Here is a 20,410-nt window from a genome sequence, read left to right on the forward strand (position 1 = left end):
ATGAATTTAAATATTAAACGTTCTAATTAATGATGATCTTCTTCTACCGCCATACCAAAGTATAGAGCGGACAACATGGTGAAAATATACGCCTGTAATGCCGCCACCAACAATTCCAATAAGGAAAGTGCGAATGCCAACAAGAAAGACAATGGGCTACCTATCCAGTTCTTGAATATGAACATAAGCCCGATAATACTCATCAATACCACGTGACCTGCGGTAATGTTGGCGTATAAACGAATCATCAACGAAAATGGCTTGATGAAGGTTCCCAACAATTCGATGGGCGCCAATATAATTTTCATTGGAACAGGTACTCCCGGCATCCAAAAAATGTGTTTCCAGTAGTTTTTGTTCCCCGTAAATGTTGTAATAAAGTAGGTAATGATCGCCAATGCGAAAGTAACGGCAATATTGTTGGTTACGTTAACCCCAAGTGGTGTCAATCCTAAAAGGTTGATAATCCACACAAAGAAGAATACCGTTAACAAATAGCTCATGTACCTCTTATACTTGTGCTCACCAATATTAGGGATAGCTATTTCATCGCGAACAAAAAGAACAAGGGGCTCCAAGAATCTTCCCAATCCTTTTGGCATTGTACTCTTCTGATATCTTTTGGCCATGGAGCGGAACACCAAAAACATAAGAAGCGCCACTGCAATTATGAACACAACATTCTTTGTTATGGAAAAATCCAAAGGCTTTTCGTTGGTAGGATGGGAATCGTCCACCACCAAGTTCTCACCAAAAGCATCCTCGGTATGTGTTTCCTCACCATGGTGCCCTCCGTAATTAATGGTACCCTCGGCGTCGGTCTTATAAATTTTATTATGGTATAGCTTGTAGTAGTTCCCATCAACCTCAGCCACGCCTTCTCCGTGCTTTAATTTAGATGAAGAAAAAACCTTAAGGCCGTTGTCCCAAAGAATTACAGGAAGCGGAAAGCCAACGTATTTATGTTCCCCTGTATCCGTAGTGTAGGAATAAAGGTTGAAATCATGCGAATCCAAAAGGTGATGGTCGATGTATTCCTTAATCTCTGTTTTTAAATCATGGCCGCCGGTTTCAACTTCTTCTCCCTCATGGTTTTGGGCCGACACAAATCCCGCAATCAAAAAGATTACGGCAACTATTTTTTTACTGAAAAAAGAATTTCGCATATGATCCAACTAATGGGTCTTCAAAAATTGGTGCAAAAATACATTCCCCAATCAAAAGAAAAAAGCTTTTTACAGTATTATTTTTTTTATTGTTTTTTTAGGTGATTTTCAGGGCTTTGCTACACAGTATTAAGCAGTTTCACCAAAAAGAATGTTTCGAGCACCGATGCAAATCCGTAGGGCACAAAAAACACAAGGAACTCCAAACGTTCCATATTGCCGTCTTGATTAAATCCTGGATATAAAAAAATGAAGAATAGGGTAAATTTTATAAGACTTCCCCCCAAGAAAAAAAAGCCCAGCAGATCACGATGTTTATTTCGAAAAATATAAATGGCAAAAAACACGATCAATGCCATTATGCCGTTCAGCACATAACTTTTCACAATTTGAAGGCCGGAAAGTTGATGCCCTTTATTTTCAAGCAGCCAAATCTGGGCAAAAAACAGCACAACTAGACCCAATAACAAGGAGGAAACAAAAAGGGCCGGGTAATACCTAAATTTCAATCGTTGATTTTTTTTAGTTGTTGAATCACCAAATATATGGAAATGGCAACCGCTAGCAGGGTACAAATGGGAAGGAATATTTTTTCGGTACCGTAATGGGCGTCCAGCCACTTGCCTCCCCATACGCCCAAATAAATAACAATGCCCATTTGAATGGCAGAACCAGACAAACGGGCAGCTGTATTAATTGCTTTGTTATACTTTTTCTTAGGAGGCTTTTGCTGGCTCATCTTTTTTGGATGACTGCATTTTAGTGGCCGTTGCAACAGCTCCTTTGCCCATGGTACAGGCGGCGTTAAAGGTAGCTCCGGGTTCTACGGCCAATTTGGCCACGCTCACGGTTCCTTCTATCGTTGCAGAAGATTTTAAAGAGAGTAGATCTTTTACCATAAGTTCTCCATTGAACTTCCCTTCTATATCCGCGTTTACACACTCTACCTTTCCGTTGATGTAACCATCTTTCCCAATGACTACCTTACCGGAAGTGGTTACATTTCCTTCCAGTTTACCGTCTATCCTAAAGTCGGCCTCGGAAGTAATGTCGCCTTTTATTGTCGTGTTCTTTTCAATTCTATTGGGCTGGCCGCCAAATTCATTCATAGGTCGTGGTTTTTTGTTGTCGGAAAACATGGTGTTCTGGGGTTTTGGGGTTTAAAATTGTGCTTTGTACGATTCTAAATTTTTGTGGACTTGTATTATTTTGTAATTCTCTGATAAAACTACAAAATTCTCATCTTTAATAAGGTAGTCCCTGTTGTTTTTTATAAGTTCTGCAAAGCCCAAGGCAAAGTCTTTGGAACGGAAACCATGTACCACCACAAACTGATCTTCCAAATTATAGATGTCCTTGGATATCCGGTTGTTGTACCGCAGTTCTTTTATTACCTCCTCGAGTCTCTTTTTCAGTTCGTTCGCCTTTTCGTCGTTCCTGATCTTAAACTGGAATACTACCTTCCAATTACCGGCTCCTGTTGAACCCGTTTCTGGAGAAAACTCTTTGTTCTCCAATTTTGGCAATTGTTCCTCCACGATCTGTTCCGCTTTTTTACCTTCTGGATTATTGGGGTAAGTCAGCGCCACATAGTTCAAAGCTTCTTTAAAAGGTTCAAATCCCTGTAGGCGGCCAATGGCATTGGCCTTCAGCATTTCGAACTTGGGCACAATGGGATCTCCCGTAAACTTGCTTATATATTCTTCGGATCGGGTAATTACATTTAAAAATTCCTGTTGTTGGTATTGTTTGAACAATGCTGCGTACCTGGCATCTGGGCTATCGGTATTGCCATCCAATACCGCCTGTGGGTTTAGCAAGATCTCCGCATATCGTGTATCGGGGTGATTGGAAATAATGTCCTGCCTTATATTGTTCGCCAATGGACTTCCTGATTCTTCGTAGATTTTGTAAAGGTTATATTTTGATGGCAATATTAATCGCTCCTCGGGATTAGAAGATAGTACGCGCTCCAATTTGGCGGCAGCCAGCATATTGTCCTTGAATTTTTCTTTATAAATAAGGCCTAACTGATAATTGGCAAAGTTGCGTTCGCCCTTTAAACTATCGATCACGGCCACGTCGGTAGGTATCTGGGCCAAATAGTACTCCGTGGAATACTTTTGATCCTCTGTTAAATCATCCTCTTTGTTAGCGATAGGTTCGCCGGTGGCTTCGGAAACGGAGACCCTGGCCTTGTTGCTCCACCTCCAATCGTCTTCGAGCGCCCTGTTGCCCCATCGGGTCTTAAAATCGTTTTTTCCGTAGCCCAAACTGGTAATATTGTAAAAATAGAACTTGCCTTTGTTCTCCTTTCCGCCTTTACTGTCCGCAAAAGTGGCGAATCCGGCCACTGTTTTTTGCAGTTGCTTTTCTGCCTCTGCCTCCTCTTTTCGTTTTAATTCGGCAATATAGTCATCAAAATAGGCCTTACGCTCGGCAACGGGCATTTGATATAGGGTAATAACACTGTCGGCATGCTGAACAATATCCTCGTATTTGATTACATCTTCAAGGTTGTCCAACTTCTTTGTAATATCGCGGTGTTTTCTGGTATTTTCATTCAGGTTGGTCAAAGTACTATCATAGTATGACCCCGCAATCCTATACTGGTCTTCATCAAAATAATAATCGGCCAAACTCTGATAATTGAGCGCATTTAACTTTCGTTCTCCCTGTGTGGCTTGGATGGATTTATTATAATAGGCCAATGCCAAACTATCGGATTCAAATGCCATGTGGTATTCGGCCACTTGTCGATAAATTTTATCCAAGAAAGGTCGGTTTTCCCTGTTTTCTTCCAGTTTGGTAAGGTATTCCAACATTTCTTCCCTGTTGTCCTCGGTAAGTTGGGTATTTTGGATTTTTTTCAGATGCGCGTTGATCATATACACTCTCGGCGATTTGCGGTTGAGTGCTATAACCTTATCGTAGGCAAAATTGGCACTGTCCTTATGTCCCAATTGATCGTACAACTGCCCAATTATGAACAGGTATCTACCTTTTTCCGGATTCTTTTTGGTGTAGGCCTGCGATATTTTAAGTTTTTGGATAGCTGTATCCGGGGCATTAAGGTTGATGTAACATTGGGCCAAAACGGCATTGGCGTCGGCATATTCCTGATCCTTGAGCCTTTCGTACTTAAAAAGACGTTTTAGATTTTTTATGGCCACCTCGGGGTTGTCCAATCGCATATTGGTTTTTTCTCGCCAGATGGTTGCCTCGTTGAGTTTATCGCTGGAACTATATTTTCTCAGGATGTAGTTGAAAGATTCCAAGGCAGGGATATAGCGCTGATCGAAGTATCGGGACTTCCCCAGCAAAAGAAAGGCTTCGTCTGTTTGTGGGTTTCTTTCTTCATCCTTAATGTCCATGCTGTGCTTTTGGATGGCCTTGGTGGCCTTTTCCTCAGCAATAATAAAATTGGGATTGTTATCTTCTGAGTCGAGTTTTACCTCGTCGGTGACCTTAAGGCGTTCCACGGGCAAAATTTCCCAATAGTCGTCCCTATAATTGGCGTTGATTTCTTCCAGCCCTTGTTGAAAGGCCAAATTTCCGTTGTACAAGGTGTTGTACTTTGTGTTGAGTGCATGCCAATTTCGGTTGACGAATTTGTCCTTTTTGGTGGAACAGGCATTAAAAACCAGTCCTCCCAAAACCATGGCCCCTATAAATGTGTGATGAAGCTTCAAAATTATCGATAATCTTGTGTAACCATTAACTCAAAAATGAGCGGATTATTATAAGCCTTATCGATAAAGTGCAAGAATTTCTTCAGGTCGTTTTAAAACATCAACCCGCAAAGAAAGCTTCAAGCTCTTTCATGGTTTCTGCCGAGGTGTGGATGTCCTTTACAATTTCGCCTTTGTTGAGCACCACGATACGCTCGCAGACTTCGGTTACATGAATCAGATCATGACTGGACACCAAAACGGTAACTCCCTCTTTTGCGGCCAGATCTTTTATAATTCCCTTTAATCGAATTTGCGTGGTGGGGTCCAAATTGGCAAATGGCTCGTCCAAAATAACCACTTCGGGGTTACCGATAAAGCTGGCCACTATACCTGCCTTCTTTTGGTTTCCTTTGGAAAGGTCCCGCAGATACTTTTTTTGACCCAAGATCTCTCCATGGAAAAAATCTTCAAAATTGGACAAGAGTGCATCTACATCCGCCTTGTTCCTGCCACGCAGTTCGCCGATAAAGTAAAAATACTCTTCCGGGGTCAGGTAGCCGATCAAAAAAGTCTCATCGATAAATGCAGAGGTAAAGGGTTTCCATGCTTCGCTTTGGTCCACTTGTACCTCGTTGTTTATAATATGGCCTGTGGAAGGTTGAATCAAATCCAACAACAAACTAAATAGAGTGGTTTTTCCTGCTCCGTTGTTCCCAACAAGGCCAAAGCTCTGTCCTTTTGGTATTTCCAATTGATCAATGTTCAAAACGGTGTTCTGTCCGTAGGTCTTGGTTAAATTATGAACTGTTATCATCTGTGTTTTTTATGTTGGTTATTTCTGTTTGTATGCTTGTAATGTTTTGTACTTCTCCTTTTTATAGATGCCCTCGATCATGGTAAACACTTTGTTTTTAAAAACAAATCCGAGCAATCCAAAAACTGCCACAAAAATGTATCCGGCCATAGGAGAAATTAAAAAGTGTCCAATGGCGTAAATACCCATGGGCAAGGCCAACTTTGGCAGCGTGAGCAATAGTGTTTTGGCATTAAATGCCTGTTTATCGCCAAAGGCCTTTTTGTTAGAGGTTAAATCTATCGGTGTTTTTACATAGGCCCCTCCCCAAAGCACAAGGTAACTGTTAATACCGATATTATAGATGGCGCCTACCAATACTGCGGCATAGGCCTCCCAACCAAAATAGATATAAAATGAAGCCAAAATGGTGGAAATAATGGTTGCAATGATTACCAAGTACCATTTTGAGGAAAGGTACTCACGATATTTAATATTCTGGCTCATCATTAAAGGATAATAGCTACTGTCCCAGCTGGGCACATACTGCCCAAAACTGAAGAGAAAACCTCCGGTAACAAATATGCCTGCGAATACTTTCCAGAAAGGGCCTTCATAAACTTCCAAAGCTCCGGTAAAAAATAGAAGTCCGTAAAAAATAAAGAAGGCTCCTGCTATTACGGCCGAACGTGATCTCTTGTTCCTTTTTATCAGTTTGATGTCGTTCTTGAGGAATGTTCCCAAATTGCCAAAGCGGTCCAACCACTCCAAATTTTCTGTTTTGGCCACCGATTGCTTTTTGGCCAGACCACCATCCAAATACATATGTTTTTTAAAATAAGCATAGGCTCCATAATACATGCCAGCTAAAGCTGCCCATGGTATTATGGCCGACCAGGGCATATCGTAAAATAGGTCGAAAACAGGTTGGGTGTAAACAGTAATATCAAACCATTGGTAATACTGCGATGCCCCGGCCAATATAAATATGGCCGCAAATACATAGAAAACCCCATTTTGATTGTTCACCATAACATTGATAAAGTTGTTACAGTAAAACAGGGCCATCAATGCCAAGTGCCATCCAATAACCTGCACGGGAGGATAGCCCTCTATCAGTAAAACAATACTGAACGGCACAAAAAAGAAGGCATGGGCAATATTAAAAAAAGAGATTACCGTTTTCCCCAATGAAAAGTTTACCACCTTGCTCTTATTTATGGGCAAATAGAGCAATGGTTTTATATTGGTCACCGGCATTTTTTGCAGCATGTACCTAAAAACAAGATCAAGGGCCATGTAATAGACCATAAACTGGTTGACAACACGCAAGGGGTCGCCTATCTCCATTTTCTCGATCAAATAAAAGGCCCCGACCCCCATTCCCAAGAAAACAACAATAAAGTAAAGGGCACCCAAGGCCATCAATATTTTAAACCAAATCTCTGTTTTAAAACTGGCAGACCTAAAAAATGACTTCCATTGAAGTCCCATAAAATGTTTGAGCATGGCTGGCTTTTTTTTGTTGGTGTCTAATTTATCGGTTTTGTTACAAAACCCATGCTTTTTCTTAAAATGACTGTTCAAAACAAGCGTAATGCTTAATTTTGTAACAAAATTTTGTACATGAGCGCATCCCATGCTTTAAAAATAGCTGCAGTGGACCAACTAACTCCAAACGCTGTGGCCCTTACTTTTAACATTCCTGAAAACCTTACAAACGCTTTTGCCTTTAAAGCAGGACAATACATCACTATAAAACACGAGATGGACGGAAAAGAACTCCGCAGGGCCTATTCCATTTCATCCCCCCCTTCATCTGGTAAACTTACAGTGGGCATTAAAAAGGTGGAAAATGGTACTTTTTCCGTTTTTGCCAATGAACATATCAAAGTTGGCGACACCTTTGAAATTATGCCCCCCGAAGGCCGGTTTATCTTTGAAGACGATTCGCCCAAAAACATTGCTGCTTTTGCGGCAGGTAGTGGTATTACCCCGATAATGAGCATTGCCCAAACCGTATTGGAAAGCAATCCCGAGAATGTTTTTGTTTTGGTATTTGGCAATCAATCGCCAGAAGAGACCATGTATTTTAAGGAAATACAAGCTATTAAAGAACAATATGGTGATCGTTTTTTTGTACAATATGTGTATAGCAGATCTACAGAAAAGGACGCTCTTTTTGGGAGGATAGAAAAATCCACCGTAAACTTTGTACTGAAAAACAAGTTCAAGGAAACTGCTTTTGATGGATTTTATCTGTGCGGGCCAGAGGACATGATCCACTTGGTAACGGACACTTTAAAAGATAACGGTGTTGATGAGGGCGAAATTCATTTTGAACTTTTCACAAGTGGGGATGCCGAAGATTCCTTGGCCGAAGATTTGGAAGGGAAAACCCAAGTAACCGTAATTTTGGACGATGAGAGCTACAATTTTGTAATGGATAAAAAAGAAATTGTCCTAGATGCTGTTCTAAAACAAGATATAGACGCGCCGTATTCCTGCCAAGGTGGTGTATGCAGTAGTTGTATAGCTCGCTTAACGGATGGAAAGGCCGAAATGGTGAAAAACCAAATTCTAACCGATGGCGAAATCAGTGATGGTTTTGTCCTGACTTGCCAATCACACCCAATTACATCAAAAATTACCGTGGATTTCGATAATGTATAAACTGGGTCAGGTCTTGGAAAGTATGTTGTCCAAGGCCTTGCGCCCATGTTCGTAGCCGATGTTATAAGCATTTTCAATGCCTTTCTTGTCCAACACGCCTATTTTTTCAAGTCCTTGGGGCTCAATAAAAAGGTCGCACCTCTGCAATTTTTCGTCGTTGGAAGCGTGTATCATCAAACTGGTGACTCTCCCTGTCAATTGAAACGAATTTCGAAGGTCCTTTTTTTGCAGTGGCACGGTGACGGACACATTGCTCCCGATCATAAAATCGGTTTTATCCTCCACATATTCCGTTGGAAAGTTGTTCATAATTCCCCCATCGGCATACAGGGCATCATTGATTTCAACAGGACTAAAAACTGGGGGAAGCGCAGCGGAAGCCAATAAGGGCTTTATAAGTTCGCCTGTGTTAAAAACAGTTTCTTTGCCCCTCATTAAATCGGTGGCAACAATATAGAGTGGCCTTCCCAAACTTTCGAAGGAGTTGGATGGGAAAAAGTGCTCAAATACATTGGCATACCGTTCAGTATCTATAAAACCGGGTTTGTTTATGGTAAAAAAACTATACTGGAACAATGGTGTTTCTTTAAAAAAAGAGAGCATTTCTTCAGCGGAATTTCCATTGGCATAAAGTGCGCCCACCAATGCCCCGATACTGGTCCCGGAAACAACATTGGCCTCTATCCCGTGTTCGCGCATGGCTTTGATCAAACCTATGTGAGCCATTCCCCGTATACCCCCACCGGATAGCACAAGCCCTATTCTTTTATTCTTAAACATCTATTCCTTTTAGAACAAATGTACATTTTTGGATGGTTCCATAGTGTAAATATATCAACCGAATCGTCATCTTAATATTAAGTTGATAAACAGGCTACATTACTAGTCTATTGCAGATAGAAATGGATTTTTGAAGGTTACAGCAAAATACAATCGTGATATTTGTTGTAAGTTTAGGTGTAACATAAAAATTTGAAGCATGTCCAAATCCTATTACGATCCGGCAGACCTGAGAAAATTTGGTAATATTACAGAGTGGAGCGAAGAGCTTGGCAATAAATTTTTCGATTATTACGGCAAAGTGTTCGAGGAAGGTGCTTTGAGCGCTCGAGAAAAATCATTGATCGCCCTGGCTGTTGCGCATGTAGTAAAGTGTCCTTATTGTATTGATGCCTATACCAAAGATGGTTTGCAAAGAGGCATAACCAAAGAGGAAATGATGGAGGCCGTGCACGCAGGTGCAGCGATCGAAAGTGGTGCCACTTTGGTTCATGGTGTTCAGATGATGAACAAGTACGAGAAACTTTCCATGTAGTTTCTAAAGCGCCTTGCCCATAGAAATAAGACCGCTACCCTTTTAGATGTTAGCAATAACCTCAATTGAACTGGATTGCTCTAAATCCTATAAAAGCATTAAATGGAACAAAGCATATTGACAGACCTAAAAAAAGCAGCTAAAAAATCATTAAAAGCCAACCAAAACGCACTTGCCAGTACACAAAAGCAACTTGAAATATTGAACGGGGAACTTTTTGAGGGTGGCGATCTACCTTACTTTAAGGATAAAATTACCGAAACGGGTCAGTCTCCCTTAAGACCAAAAAAATTAGAGGTGCTTCAAATCAACGTCGGATATATGTGCAACCAAGTTTGCGGACATTGCCATGTAGATGCGGGCCCCGACCGAAAGGAAATTATGACCCGAGAGACCATGGAACAGTGTTTGTCCGTAATCCGGAATACCAGCGCCCATACGTTGGATCTTACTGGTGGTGCCCCCGAAATGAACCCTGATTTTCGGTGGTTTGTGGAAGAGGCTTCCAGGGCCGGTATCAAAGATTTTATCGTACGGTCCAACTTGACCATTATATTGGCCAACAAGAAATACCACGATCTGCCGGAATTCTTTAAAAAGCACAATGTTCATGTAGTTTCATCCATGCCCCACTATACCCGTGGCAAAACGGACAAACAACGTGGCGATGGGGTTTTTGATAAATCCATAAAGGCTTTGCAAATGCTCAACCAAGTGGGTTATGGTAGACCAGATAGCGATTTACGTTTAGATCTGGTGTACAATCCTTCCGGAGCATTTTTGCCCACTGATCAAGCTGCCATGGAGCATGACTTTAAAAAAGCGTTGAAAGCTGATTTTGATATCGATTTTCATAATCTTTTTGCAATTACCAACTTGCCTATTTCACGGTTTTTGGACTACCTCATCGCTTCGGACAATTACGAGGATTATATGTATTCTTTGGTAGATGCCTACAACCCTGCTGCGGTAGAAAATGTAATGTGCACCAACACCATCTCAGTAAGCTGGGATGGTTGGTTGTACGATTGCGATTTTAACCAAATGTTGGACCTTAAAGTAGCAAGTAAGGTAAAACACATCAAGGATTATAATGATGATGTGCTGAGCAATCGGGATATAATTATCTCACAACATTGCTATGGGTGCACTGCAGGGGCGGGCAGCAGTTGCCAAGGAACGGTGGCTTAATGGTCCAATATTTCCACTAGCTTATCCAGCACCTCTTGAGGTTTGATGGTGCTCATAACATTTTCATACCCCTCTGGCACTTTGTTGCCATACACAGAGGTCGGAATCAAAGGATATTTTTTACTATCCGCCAATAGGGCATTGTCCATGGGCTGCCCAAACGGATAAAACCCAGCATATGGGTGGGTAACCCCCCAGAGTGTCACTACCGGGATACCATAGTTTGCTGCTAAATGTGCATTGCCGCTATCCATGGACAACATGGCATCCAAATTTGAAATTAATTGTAGTTCTTCGGAAAGATCGAGCTTGCCAGCCATGCACAAGGCGTTTTCATACGTTCCTGCTACCTTTTCCAACACATCAACCTCTTTGGCCCCACCCCCGAACAATAAAATTTTATACTTATTGGTATTGTTTAACTGCTTAATAACTTCCTCTGTAGAATCCAAAGGATACATTTTTCCATCATGAGCTGCAAAAGGTGCAATTCCAACCCATTTCTTGGTATCTTGTTGCACCAGACCCAGTACTTTTTCAGATAGCTGGATCCTTTCCAGTGGTTTTGCTTTGGTTAAGTCGATGGGGAAACCAAGCCCGGCAAACACATCGGCATAGCGTTGGTGGGTTGTCTTTAGTTGTTCAAAAACTTTGTTTTTGGGCCGGGTGAGTGCTTTTTTGTCCCTTCGCCCCTTGTCCAATTGTACAACGGGCACCCGTTCCAAAGTAAAATATTTTTTAAGAACCCTGCTACGCAGTACATTGTGAAGATCGGCCACTGCATCAACCTTTAATGGTTTAAGTTCTTTAAATAACCGCCAAAGCCCAATAAGTCCCTTGTGTTGTTTTTTTACCTCCGCTGCTACAACTTCCACATTGCCCATCCCATTAAAAATAGGCGCAAACGATTTTTTGGTGAGCACCGTAATCCGCATTTGGGGGTATTTTTCTGTAAAAGTTCGTAGTACGGGCACAGTCATGGCCACGTCACCCATTGCAGACAAGCGGATAACCAATATATGGGTATGTTCACCCTTTTTGTCCACGTAAAACCGGGTTTAGTTCATCATCGTTGTACATTTTCATTTGCTTATACACTTTCATGTACCTGTCCCCGGATTCAATATCCATTAATAACTGATCTATGGCAGTGGACAGGTCTTTCTTTTGCTCGAGCAATACGGCGAGTTTATCGCTACATTTTTTAATATGCTCGGAAGAAGCATCCGTTCGGTTTACCTCTTCTTGCATATGATAGATCTTCAGGGCCAAAATAGAAAGCCTGTCAATGGCCCATGCCGGGCTCTCCGTATTGATCTTGGCATTTTGCTTTACCTGTACCGATTGGTATTTATTTAAAAAGTAACTGTCTATATATTCCACCAAATCGGTACGGTCTTGGTTACTTGCATCAATTTTACGTTTAAGGTCCAAGGCTGCAACAGGGTCAATTTCCGGGTCACGTATAATATCTTCATAATGCCATTGAACGGTGTCTATCCAATTTTTTCTATACAACAGGTGCTCCACTTTATCCTTTGGATAAGGGTTAGAAAATTCTTGATAGACATCATCCTTGAGATGGTACTTTTCTATACTTTCCTCAAATATGTTGAAGGCAAAATTGCTGAACATAATAGTAGTTTTTTTCAAAGATATTGCTTTATGGCGTACTTAGTTTAGATGGACCACAAAAAGAGTGGAGGCCAATACCAAACAACCGATCAAAACCACTTCTCGAAGGTTTTGTTTTTTTATTTCTTCAAAATAATTGGTAAGGAAAATTGATGCGGGAAAAAACGTGATCATTACCGGCGAACGATCCACAGGGTTAAACAGAATCAATACCGTGGCCAGCAAAAAGGTAAAAAACACAATTCGTAGGAGCAACAATTTTCCCCCGCTCACATTTCGCAGGCGCACAAATACGGTGATGGAAACAATGGTGATCAAAATTAGATAAATCAATATTTTGAAATCCAACACTTGAAAAAAGGATTTATCGGTAAACAATCCTAAAGAAAATTGATAGTGTTCCGCAAAAAAATGAAGAGATCCCTTTAGCTTGAGCACGGTAAACGTTAAAACAAAAACAGTGGCCGTTCCCAAAACAGGCACCAGCCAATTTTTAAAGGTTTTACGGTCGTAAACCCCTATCACATAAAAGATCAAGAGCATAAACGCCAAAGACCAATCGTAGAATAAGCTTGCGGTGGCTATTAACATGGAAGCATCAAAAATCTTGTGCTTTACGTTCCTAATGGATTTAATGGACAACACCCTCCAAAATGCCATAAGCAGAAAAAAATTGGCAAAAATAATGTTCTGGTGCCCCAAATGGTCGGAAAAGGAGATGGCCAAAAGCACAAAAAACACCATGGTATAGGAATTGGACTCGGTCGCCTTTTCCTTTCTCACAATCTGATTTGTAATGAAAACGGAGAGTAGCAATGCGGTGAACATCAGCAATTCAAAAGGGATGATCTGGCTAAATTTTTGCCCGCTAGGCCCAAAAAAAATATTGGCAAAATAAAAAAGGAACAAGAACACTCCCAGCACAATATAGTTTATGGGCTTTGTTTTTCCGAAAAAGCTTGAAATCATCCTATCTTTTGCTACTTTTGTAAAGTAAATATAGCCAACATGAGCAAGTTTTTTTACGGTATAGAGGACTTATTTGTAAATTACCTATTCGCACCTTTGGATTTTCTACGCTTTATGCACAGCTGGTGGGGTGCCAACACGATCAACTGGATCTTTATGATCATTGGTTTTATCGCAATGGTCTATTGGATGAAACAATTAAAGATCTTTAATGACAATAACGAAGAGAACAAGGAGATCAGCTCCCATTCTTATCTATAGGTCAAAACCAATATCTTTTCTGTAGTACATTCCATCAAAATGGAGCTTTTCCATATTTTGATAGGATTGCTGTAACGCTTCCTTAAAATCTTTTCCGAAAGAAGTGATGGCGATTACGCGCCCTCCATTGGTAACTACTTGCCCGTTCGACACTTTGGTTCCGGCGTGGAACACAATGGAATCCCTAATGTTTTCTGTACCCGTAATTACCTTGCCTTTTTCATAAGCTTCGGGATAGCCACCAGAAACTGCCATTACCGTAGTGGCCGCTCTATTGTCAATATCCAGTTCTACTTTATCTAATGTCCCCTTGGCCATGGCCATAAGCACCTCTACCAAATCACTTTTAAGCCTTGGGATCACCACCTCGGTCTCAGGATCGCCCATTCGAACATTGTATTCGATCACTTTAGGCTCGTTGCCAACTTTGATCAGGCCGATGAAGATAAAACCTATGTAAGGCAAATTGTCTTTTTTAAGGCCATCCACGGTCGGTTTTACAATCTGGCGCTCTATCTTGTCCATAAATTCGGAATCGGCAAATGGAACAGGGGAAATAGCCCCCATTCCTCCTGTGTTGAGCCCAGTGTCTCCCTCTCCTATTCGTTTATAATCTTTTGCTGTAGGGAGTATTTTATAATTAGCGCCATCGGTAAGAACAAAGCAGCTCAGTTCTATGCCGTCAAGAAACTCTTCGATAACGACCGTTGCACTTGCGTTTCCGAATTTGGAATCGAGCAACATGGATTTAAGCTCATCCTTGGCTTCTTGAATGTTTTGAAGAATAAGTACTCCTTTACCTGCCGCCAGACCATCTGCCTTGAGCACGTAGGGCGGTTTTAAGGTTTCCAAGAAGGCATAGCCCTTTTCTAATGTATCTGCCGTAAAACTCTGATATGCTGCAGTGGGAATATTGTGCCTCATCATAAACTCTTTGGCGAATTCCTTGCTCCCTTCCAGCTCTGCGGCCGCTTTTTCCGGCCCAATTACAGAAACTGCCTTTAGCTCGGTATCGTTTAAGAAAAAATCGTGAACTCCATTCACCAAAGGGTCTTCCGGCCCCACTACCACCAAGTCAATGCTTTCTTTCAACACCAATTGTTTAATGGCTTCAAAATCGTTTACGCCCACTTCGACATTTGTTGCTATTTGAGAAGTGCCTGCGTTACCGGGCGCAACAAAAAGTTTAGAAGTTTTAGGGCTTTGGGATATTTTAAGGGAAATGGCGTGCTCTCGACCACCTGAACCTAGGACCAGAATGTTCATGTATTAAAGTTTTGGCAAAAATAACTCAATTGTATTTTAATTTAAGAGTTATTTGCGAATGATCTATTGTGAAAATTCTCTGTGGGCCTCCCACAACTGATCATGTGATAACGATTTGAAATACTCGAACACTTTTTTGAGCCCATCGGAGCGGTGCACCTTGGGTTCCCAGTCGAGTATTTCTTTTGCCCTCGAAATGTCGGGCTGGCGTTGCATAGGATCGTCTTGCGGCAATGGTTTAAATACGATTTTCTGATCGGTTCCTGTAAGTTTTATGATTTCTTCCGCAAATTCCAGAATGGTAGTCTCATCGGGATTACCAATATTGATGGGCTCTACATAATCGCTCATCAATAAACGGTAGATTCCTTCGATTTGATCATCGATGTAGGTAAAGGAGCGTGATTGCGAGCCATCACCAAAAACCGTTAAGTCTTCGCCACGAAGTGCCTGCCCCATAAAAGCAGGGACTACACGGCCATCGTTCAATCGCATTCGAGAACCGTAGGTGTTGAATATTCTAACTATTCGGGTGTCCAATCCATGATGCCTATGGTAGGCCATGGTGATGGATTCCATAAAGCGCTTGGCCTCATCATATACCCCTCTTGGACCAATAGGGCTAACATTGCCGAAATAATCCTCATTTTGTGGGTGCACCAAGGGGTCGCCATATACTTCGGATGTGGATGCCACAAGAATTCTTGCTCCATGGTCACGGGCCAAGCCCAATAAGTTCAAGGTTCCCAAGGAGCCCACTTTAAGGGTATCTATCGGAATTTTAAGATAGTCGATAGGGCTTGCCGGTGAGGCAAAGTGGAGGATATAGTCCATTTTTCCGGGTACATGGACAAATTTGGTAACATCGTGATGGAAGAACTCGAAACGTTTTAAGTGAAATAGATGCTCTATGTTTTTGATATCGCCTGTGATCAGGTTATCCATTCCGATAACATGATGGCCCTCGGCAATGAACCTATCGCAAAGGTGCGAGCCTAAAAATCCGGCTGCCCCGGTGATGAGTGTTTTTTTCATTTGATTTTAATATGCTTTCGCCTCTCCCTTGATTGCGTTGAGTACTGTCTGAACTATAATTTTTAAATCGAGAAACAACGACCAGTTTTCTATGTAAAAAATATCGAATTTAATTCTATTCTGTATGTCTGCCTCTTGTTCTATTTCCCCTCTATACCCCCGTACTTGTGCCAATCCAGTAATTCCAGGTTTAACGAAATGGCGCACCATATATTTGTCCACACTTGTTGCATACTCGTTGGTATGCTTTACCATATGGGGCCGTGGCCCTACTACGGACATGGTTCCAAATAGCACGTTGTAAAACTGTGGAAGCTCATCTATACTGGTTTTCCTTATAAATTTTCCGATTTTGGTTATTCGCATATCGTTTTTTGTGGCCTGGATATGGTCCGCATTATTATTTGGGGCCATTGATCGGAACTTATAACAATAAAACTCCCTGTTGTCTATCCCATTCCTTGTTTGCCTAAAGAATACTGGGCCTTTAGATTCCCATGTTATCAATAAAGCCAAAATTGGAGTTAGCCAGGAAAGCAGCCCAATTATAACAAAGAGTGAGAATACAACATCGAAAGTCCTTTTAATAAATGCATTGATAGGACTATCTAAAGGAATATCCCTTAGAGAAAGTACCGGTATGTAATCGTAATACTCAAACTTTAACTTTTTGGAAAAAATGTTCTTATTGTCAGGTATAAATTTTAGTGTTTTGAGATTATTATCCGCAAAACTGATAAACTTACCTATCTCCTCGTTTTTGAGCTCCGATACGGAACAATAAATTTCGTCAATACTATTTTCTTGTATGTAACTAAAACAATCATGCACCTTAAAACCCTCTGCCTTTGGTGCAAATTGCTTTTTAAAGTTATACCCAAACTCCCTTCTTTCCTCAAAAACCTTTCGTAGCTGATCTGTTTTTTTGTTCTTGCCAATTATTACAACATTTCTTAAGCTGCCCTTTACCTTTTCCCTATACTCCATCAGCAAGAAATAGCCCAAAAGTTTTAGGGTAGATATGGTCAAACAAACGATGATAAAATATTGCCCTAGGGCCAACCTGCTTATTATTGGTTGCTTAAAAAATCCTATAAATGCATAAAGTACTAAAAAGAAAAAAACAAATTGTACAAACAACTGCTTAACAATGTAGGTCACTTTTGAGAACCTATAAACAGTGTAAAACTCGTTTTTTGTAGCAATAACAATCCAAGCAACGGATATATATATGTGGATTAATAGCGGTGTTTGAAAGTTAATGGGCAAAAGATGTAAAAACAAATTCAAAACAACTAGATCAATAATATATTGAATAGCCGTAATAAGACTTGAATATCTAAGTTGTGCAAAAAACATACTGCCACAATAATTTGTCAGCAAAGATATCAACTTTTATACCGTTAACACTTGTATTGTTGTTCTTAAAAGAGGAATGTGCTTTATTTTGGTAAAAACCAATACCCGTGCTTACTTAAAAATAAAATCTATACCAAACAGGATCACCGCTCTTGGGTAGTCTAAAAGATATCTGCTGATCAACTTTGGTTCGTCTATCATTCTATATAGCCACCTCAAATTAAATCTATCATAGAACCGAGGGTAATAAGAAACTTTATTGGTGGTTTGATGAATAAAACCACCGCAGGTATATGCTGCTCCATTGAACCCGTTTTCCTTTAACTCAATTAGAAATTGTTCTTGATAAGGTGTGCCCATCCCAATGACAACCACTTCTGGGTTTTTATGTAAAATATCATTTATAGCGCCTAGTCTATCTTTTGGAGTGGAGAAATAACCATTTCTAAAACCAGCTATGTCTAGTTTGGGCCATTTATTTGAAATAACCTCAATAAATCCGTTTATGGCATCTGTTGTAGATCCAATAAAATATATCGATTTATTTGTTTTGATCACTTCTTCGATTACCAACGGAGCAAGAGAAGTCATGTCAAAACTTGCCCTGTCAACCTTAATTCCAAAAAGCCTTAATAGTCGTACCAGGACAATACCATCTATATAAATGCCATCAAAATTCGAAAAAAGTGTTAGGTTCTTTCTAAAGAACAAATAACTAAATGGGTTCAAAAAAGTATAACTGCCAGAATCGGTCAGGTTCAACTTATCGAATTTCTTGGAAGTTTTATTGATCAGTAAGTTTTTGGGCGTCATGCATTTTTAATTTTTTATTCCAACCAATAAATAAGCAAATAAAGAATGTTGTAAAAAAAGCACCATGGTGTCTTTCAAAAAAGGACTCTATCAAACAAACATAAGCTACAATCAATACAAAATAAGATGGCAGCAAAAATTGATTGCTAGAGCCATTTCCAACATAACAGATCACTAATATATAGAAAGCTAAAAGTACAAGCCCTCCCCCAAGCAAAATATGAAAATATTGGTTGTGTGCGTTGTATCCATTTTTATATTCCCAACTGTTCTCTCCCCTATTCTTCTGCATAATGTTGAACTCATTGCCGATGCCATGACCAAATAAAGGTTTTTCCAAGATCAATTTTTGATTGATCGTATAGTTTCTTATTCTAGAAGCTTCTCCATCTATTTTAATAAAATAGCCTTGTACCTTTGTAGATGACAATGCCAGCATTATAATGATAGGCAACAAGGTCATTATTGAGGTTATGAGCTTTGCCTTTTTGGTCCACAATTTCTGAATTAAAAAAAGCATTAGCAAAACCACATTGATAAACATACTGCTTTTGGCTCCAGTAAAATAAAACATGGTCCAAGAAAAGCCCAGAACAATGAAAAACATTAAGAAATTCAACCTGTGATTAATAAAAGTATAGTGCCAAATAATCGCTACCATTAAGTTTACATAGACTCCATAATATATTTTATGAATGTCAACTATGGTAGTCTTGTTCCAGGCTTCATAAAAATCCTGGGGGGGGTCACTACCCATTAAATAGACCATTAGATTGGCTATACCAACCAACAGGACACCTGCTGAAAACGAATAAAGGGTGATCCTAAAGCTTTTCTCGTTCAGTTTTTTGCTCAGCACCAAGACATAAAAAAACATAAATAGACAGATTGGGACCGATAACATTTCCATATCTGGGCTTACCCGAAAAACCCATGCATTGACCAGTGTATACCCAAAAATTAAAAGTACAACGTAAAACGAGGGCGCTTTTATGAGACTTTTATTGATTCTTATGTTAATTAAAGAAACAGCAATTACGGGTATAAGGGCTTTACTGCTCCAGTCTGGGTCCAGGCTAAGACTAAAGCCGAAAATGGCCAAAGCAATCAAAAATACTCTTTCCCAAATACCCTTTTGTTTGCTTTTTAGCATACCGCATTTATTTTCTTGTTCGTGACCAATAGGAACACCAATCCAACCACAAAATAAATACTATTGAATGACGATACCGATAAACCATTTAACATTCCAATACCAAGGATCACTAAATAAGACTTGGAGGATAAGCCGGATTGTTTACATATGGTGTAAAGTATTACCAACATAAACAATAGACCAATTAGACCATGGTCGTAAATTATCCGTAACAAGTAGGAGTGAAAGATCACCGAGTAACAAGTGCCGTCGCCGCTATAACTGAACAACGTTTGGTAATAGGCCAATTGTTGGCATACATAAGGGTCTAAAGCGGTTATACGCTCTGCACCTACAAGAAAGTCCCAAAAACTCCAGTTCTCGACTTCTTTAAAAAAAAGCATCAAAAAACGAAACCTATCTACCTTTTCTAAGTCAAATGCGCCACCCATTCGCTGTTTTATTACCTCATAACCTAGAACAATAAAGAGCATTGCGCCTGGTAATAATACGTGGATTCTTTTTAGCAGTAGCTTATAATTGACTACGGCCAAAACAAAAAACAAAATTAAAATTGCCGATTTAGACCCAGAGAGCAAAAAAATAATCGCCAACATAAGCTGTTCTCCATAACTTACTCTTTTATTAATTAAATAAGAAAGATAAAAGACAAGCGTCAAAAACATGAGCTCATAATTATTTTCATGGAAAAGAATGGGGCGATCGTTTCCAAAAACGAATTTTGCCAACAAGTATTTCAAGAGAAAAATCCAAAGCAAAAACTTATATAAACGCAAAATGGCTACTCCGGTAAATAGCGTTTTCCCTGATATAAAGAACAAAAGGGACGCATAAAAAAAGAACTTGTAGATCAAAAGAAAGTCCAAAAGATTATTGTGCTTTAAAAACACGGCGTATCCCATGCTAACAAAAAAATACACCAATGTACAGGTCAGCATGGTAAGATTCTTCTTTTTGATCTTTAGTGCAGAAACCATAAAGATCACGATAAAGAAGCCTTCAAAGAAAAGGTTGAAATACCTGGAATATGAAAAATGTACAAATGCCGCAAGTGTTACTGCATAAAAAACCCATAGCAATATTTTGGCGACTTTGCCCATGGTG

The 20,410-nt window shown here is 40.1% G+C and carries 21 protein-coding genes; 4 read left to right on the forward strand and 17 right to left on the reverse strand.

Annotation, left to right across the window (positions count from 1 at the left end):
• Positions 1-26: 26 nt before the first annotated feature.
• From atpB to AB9K32_RS13605, 7 genes are all read right to left on the reverse strand, one after another.
• A complete protein-coding gene (atpB, locus tag AB9K32_RS13575; RefSeq protein WP_252081047.1) occupies positions 27-1,166 on the reverse strand; it encodes a F0F1 ATP synthase subunit A in 1,140 nt (379 codons plus the stop codon).
• A gap of 119 nt (positions 1,167-1,285) precedes the next feature.
• On the reverse strand, positions 1,286-1,675 hold the full coding sequence (locus AB9K32_RS13580) for a hypothetical protein (RefSeq protein WP_252081046.1): 390 nt from the start codon (positions 1,673-1,675) through the stop codon (positions 1,286-1,288).
• Positions 1,672-1,905: an AtpZ/AtpI family protein gene (locus tag AB9K32_RS13585; RefSeq protein ID WP_224835926.1), complete on the reverse strand. Its 234-nt coding sequence runs from the start codon at positions 1,903-1,905 to the stop codon at positions 1,672-1,674. The genes AB9K32_RS13580 and AB9K32_RS13585 overlap by 4 nt, the downstream gene beginning before the upstream one ends.
• Positions 1,883-2,305: a polymer-forming cytoskeletal protein gene (locus tag AB9K32_RS13590; RefSeq protein WP_293297917.1), complete on the reverse strand. Its 423-nt coding sequence runs from the start codon at positions 2,303-2,305 to the stop codon at positions 1,883-1,885. The genes AB9K32_RS13585 and AB9K32_RS13590 overlap by 23 nt, the downstream gene beginning before the upstream one ends.
• Positions 2,306-2,326: 21 nt before the next feature.
• Positions 2,327-4,828 carry a tetratricopeptide repeat protein gene (locus AB9K32_RS13595; RefSeq protein WP_369885902.1) on the reverse strand — a complete coding sequence of 834 codons (2,502 nt, stop codon included), beginning with the start codon at positions 4,826-4,828 and terminating at the stop codon, positions 2,327-2,329.
• Positions 4,829-4,958: 130 nt separating this feature from the next.
• The gene (locus AB9K32_RS13600) at positions 4,959-5,654 is read right to left on the reverse strand and encodes an ABC transporter ATP-binding protein (RefSeq protein WP_224835928.1); all 696 of its coding nucleotides are present in this window, start codon (positions 5,652-5,654) and stop codon (positions 4,959-4,961) included.
• An 18-nt stretch (positions 5,655-5,672) separates the two neighbouring features.
• The gene (locus AB9K32_RS13605) at positions 5,673-7,142 is read right to left on the reverse strand and encodes a DUF5687 family protein (protein WP_338197555.1); all 1,470 of its coding nucleotides are present in this window, start codon (positions 7,140-7,142) and stop codon (positions 5,673-5,675) included.
• Between the two features lie 117 nt (positions 7,143-7,259).
• Here AB9K32_RS13605 and AB9K32_RS13610 point away from each other — a divergent pair, with 117 nt between their 5' ends.
• Positions 7,260-8,306, forward strand: coding sequence for a 2Fe-2S iron-sulfur cluster-binding protein (locus AB9K32_RS13610; protein ID WP_369885490.1), 1,047 nt, complete (start codon positions 7,260-7,262; stop codon positions 8,304-8,306).
• A 6-nt stretch (positions 8,307-8,312) separates the two neighbouring features.
• On the opposite strand, the gene AB9K32_RS13615 is transcribed toward AB9K32_RS13610, so the two are convergent.
• Positions 8,313-9,086 (reverse strand): patatin-like phospholipase family protein, encoded by a 774-nt coding sequence (locus AB9K32_RS13615; RefSeq protein ID WP_252081041.1) that lies wholly within the window; start codon positions 9,084-9,086, stop codon positions 8,313-8,315.
• A 199-nt stretch (positions 9,087-9,285) separates the two neighbouring features.
• On the opposite strand from AB9K32_RS13615, the gene AB9K32_RS13620 reads away from it, so the two are divergent.
• Positions 9,286-9,621 (forward strand): arsenosugar biosynthesis-associated peroxidase-like protein, encoded by a 336-nt coding sequence (locus tag AB9K32_RS13620; protein WP_252081040.1) that lies wholly within the window; start codon positions 9,286-9,288, stop codon positions 9,619-9,621.
• 102 nt (positions 9,622-9,723) lie between these two features.
• Positions 9,724-10,812, forward strand: a complete 1,089-nt coding sequence (arsS, locus tag AB9K32_RS13625) for an arsenosugar biosynthesis radical SAM (seleno)protein ArsS (protein WP_369885491.1) — start codon at positions 9,724-9,726, stop codon at positions 10,810-10,812.
• On the opposite strand, the gene AB9K32_RS13630 is transcribed toward arsS, so the two are convergent.
• From AB9K32_RS13630 to AB9K32_RS13640, 3 genes are read right to left on the reverse strand one after another with little or no spacing between them, the layout of a single operon-like run.
• Entirely contained in the window at positions 10,809-11,858 is a 1,050-nt protein-coding gene (locus AB9K32_RS13630; RefSeq protein ID WP_369885492.1) for a glycosyltransferase family 9 protein, read from the reverse strand. The genes arsS and AB9K32_RS13630 overlap by 4 nt on opposite strands.
• On the reverse strand, positions 11,842-12,447 hold the full coding sequence (locus AB9K32_RS13635; RefSeq protein WP_369885493.1) for a DUF4254 domain-containing protein: 606 nt from the start codon (positions 12,445-12,447) through the stop codon (positions 11,842-11,844). Before AB9K32_RS13635 ends, AB9K32_RS13630 begins: the two co-directional genes overlap by 17 nt.
• Positions 12,448-12,486: 39 nt before the next feature.
• A complete protein-coding gene (locus AB9K32_RS13640; protein WP_224835936.1) occupies positions 12,487-13,416 on the reverse strand; it encodes a DUF6427 family protein in 930 nt (309 codons plus the stop codon).
• Between the two features lie 39 nt (positions 13,417-13,455).
• On the opposite strand from AB9K32_RS13640, the gene AB9K32_RS13645 reads away from it, so the two are divergent.
• Entirely contained in the window at positions 13,456-13,677 is a 222-nt protein-coding gene (locus tag AB9K32_RS13645) for a uracil phosphoribosyltransferase (protein WP_224835937.1), read from the forward strand.
• On the opposite strand, the gene purD is transcribed toward AB9K32_RS13645, so the two are convergent.
• The 6 genes from purD to AB9K32_RS13675 all read right to left on the reverse strand — a co-directional run bounded on the left by purD (position 13,672) and on the right by AB9K32_RS13675 (position 20,406).
• Positions 13,672-14,943, reverse strand: a complete 1,272-nt coding sequence (gene purD / locus AB9K32_RS13650) for a phosphoribosylamine--glycine ligase (RefSeq protein WP_369885494.1) — start codon at positions 14,941-14,943, stop codon at positions 13,672-13,674. The two genes, AB9K32_RS13645 and purD, sit on opposite strands and share 6 nt — an antisense overlap.
• A 63-nt stretch (positions 14,944-15,006) precedes the next feature.
• Positions 15,007-15,978 (reverse strand): UDP-glucuronic acid decarboxylase family protein, encoded by a 972-nt coding sequence (locus AB9K32_RS13655; protein WP_252081035.1) that lies wholly within the window; start codon positions 15,976-15,978, stop codon positions 15,007-15,009.
• A 6-nt stretch (positions 15,979-15,984) separates the two neighbouring features.
• A complete protein-coding gene (locus AB9K32_RS13660) occupies positions 15,985-17,337 on the reverse strand; it encodes an undecaprenyl-phosphate glucose phosphotransferase (protein ID WP_224835940.1) in 1,353 nt (450 codons plus the stop codon).
• 111 nt (positions 17,338-17,448) lie between these two features.
• Positions 17,449-18,150 carry a WecB/TagA/CpsF family glycosyltransferase gene (locus AB9K32_RS13665; RefSeq protein WP_369885495.1) on the reverse strand — a complete coding sequence of 234 codons (702 nt, stop codon included), beginning with the start codon at positions 18,148-18,150 and terminating at the stop codon, positions 17,449-17,451.
• On the reverse strand, positions 18,122-19,303 hold the full coding sequence (locus AB9K32_RS13670) for an O-antigen ligase family protein (RefSeq protein WP_369885496.1): 1,182 nt from the start codon (positions 19,301-19,303) through the stop codon (positions 18,122-18,124). Before AB9K32_RS13670 ends, AB9K32_RS13665 begins: the two co-directional genes overlap by 29 nt.
• The gene (locus AB9K32_RS13675; RefSeq protein WP_369885497.1) at positions 19,297-20,406 is read right to left on the reverse strand and encodes a hypothetical protein; all 1,110 of its coding nucleotides are present in this window, start codon (positions 20,404-20,406) and stop codon (positions 19,297-19,299) included. The genes AB9K32_RS13670 and AB9K32_RS13675 overlap by 7 nt, the downstream gene beginning before the upstream one ends.
• Between the last annotated feature and the right edge of the window lie 4 nt (positions 20,407-20,410).

This window comes from Allomuricauda sp. XS_ASV26, assembly GCF_041224615.1.
Taxonomy (GTDB): Bacteria; Bacteroidota; Bacteroidia; order Flavobacteriales; family Flavobacteriaceae; genus Flagellimonas; species Flagellimonas alginolytica.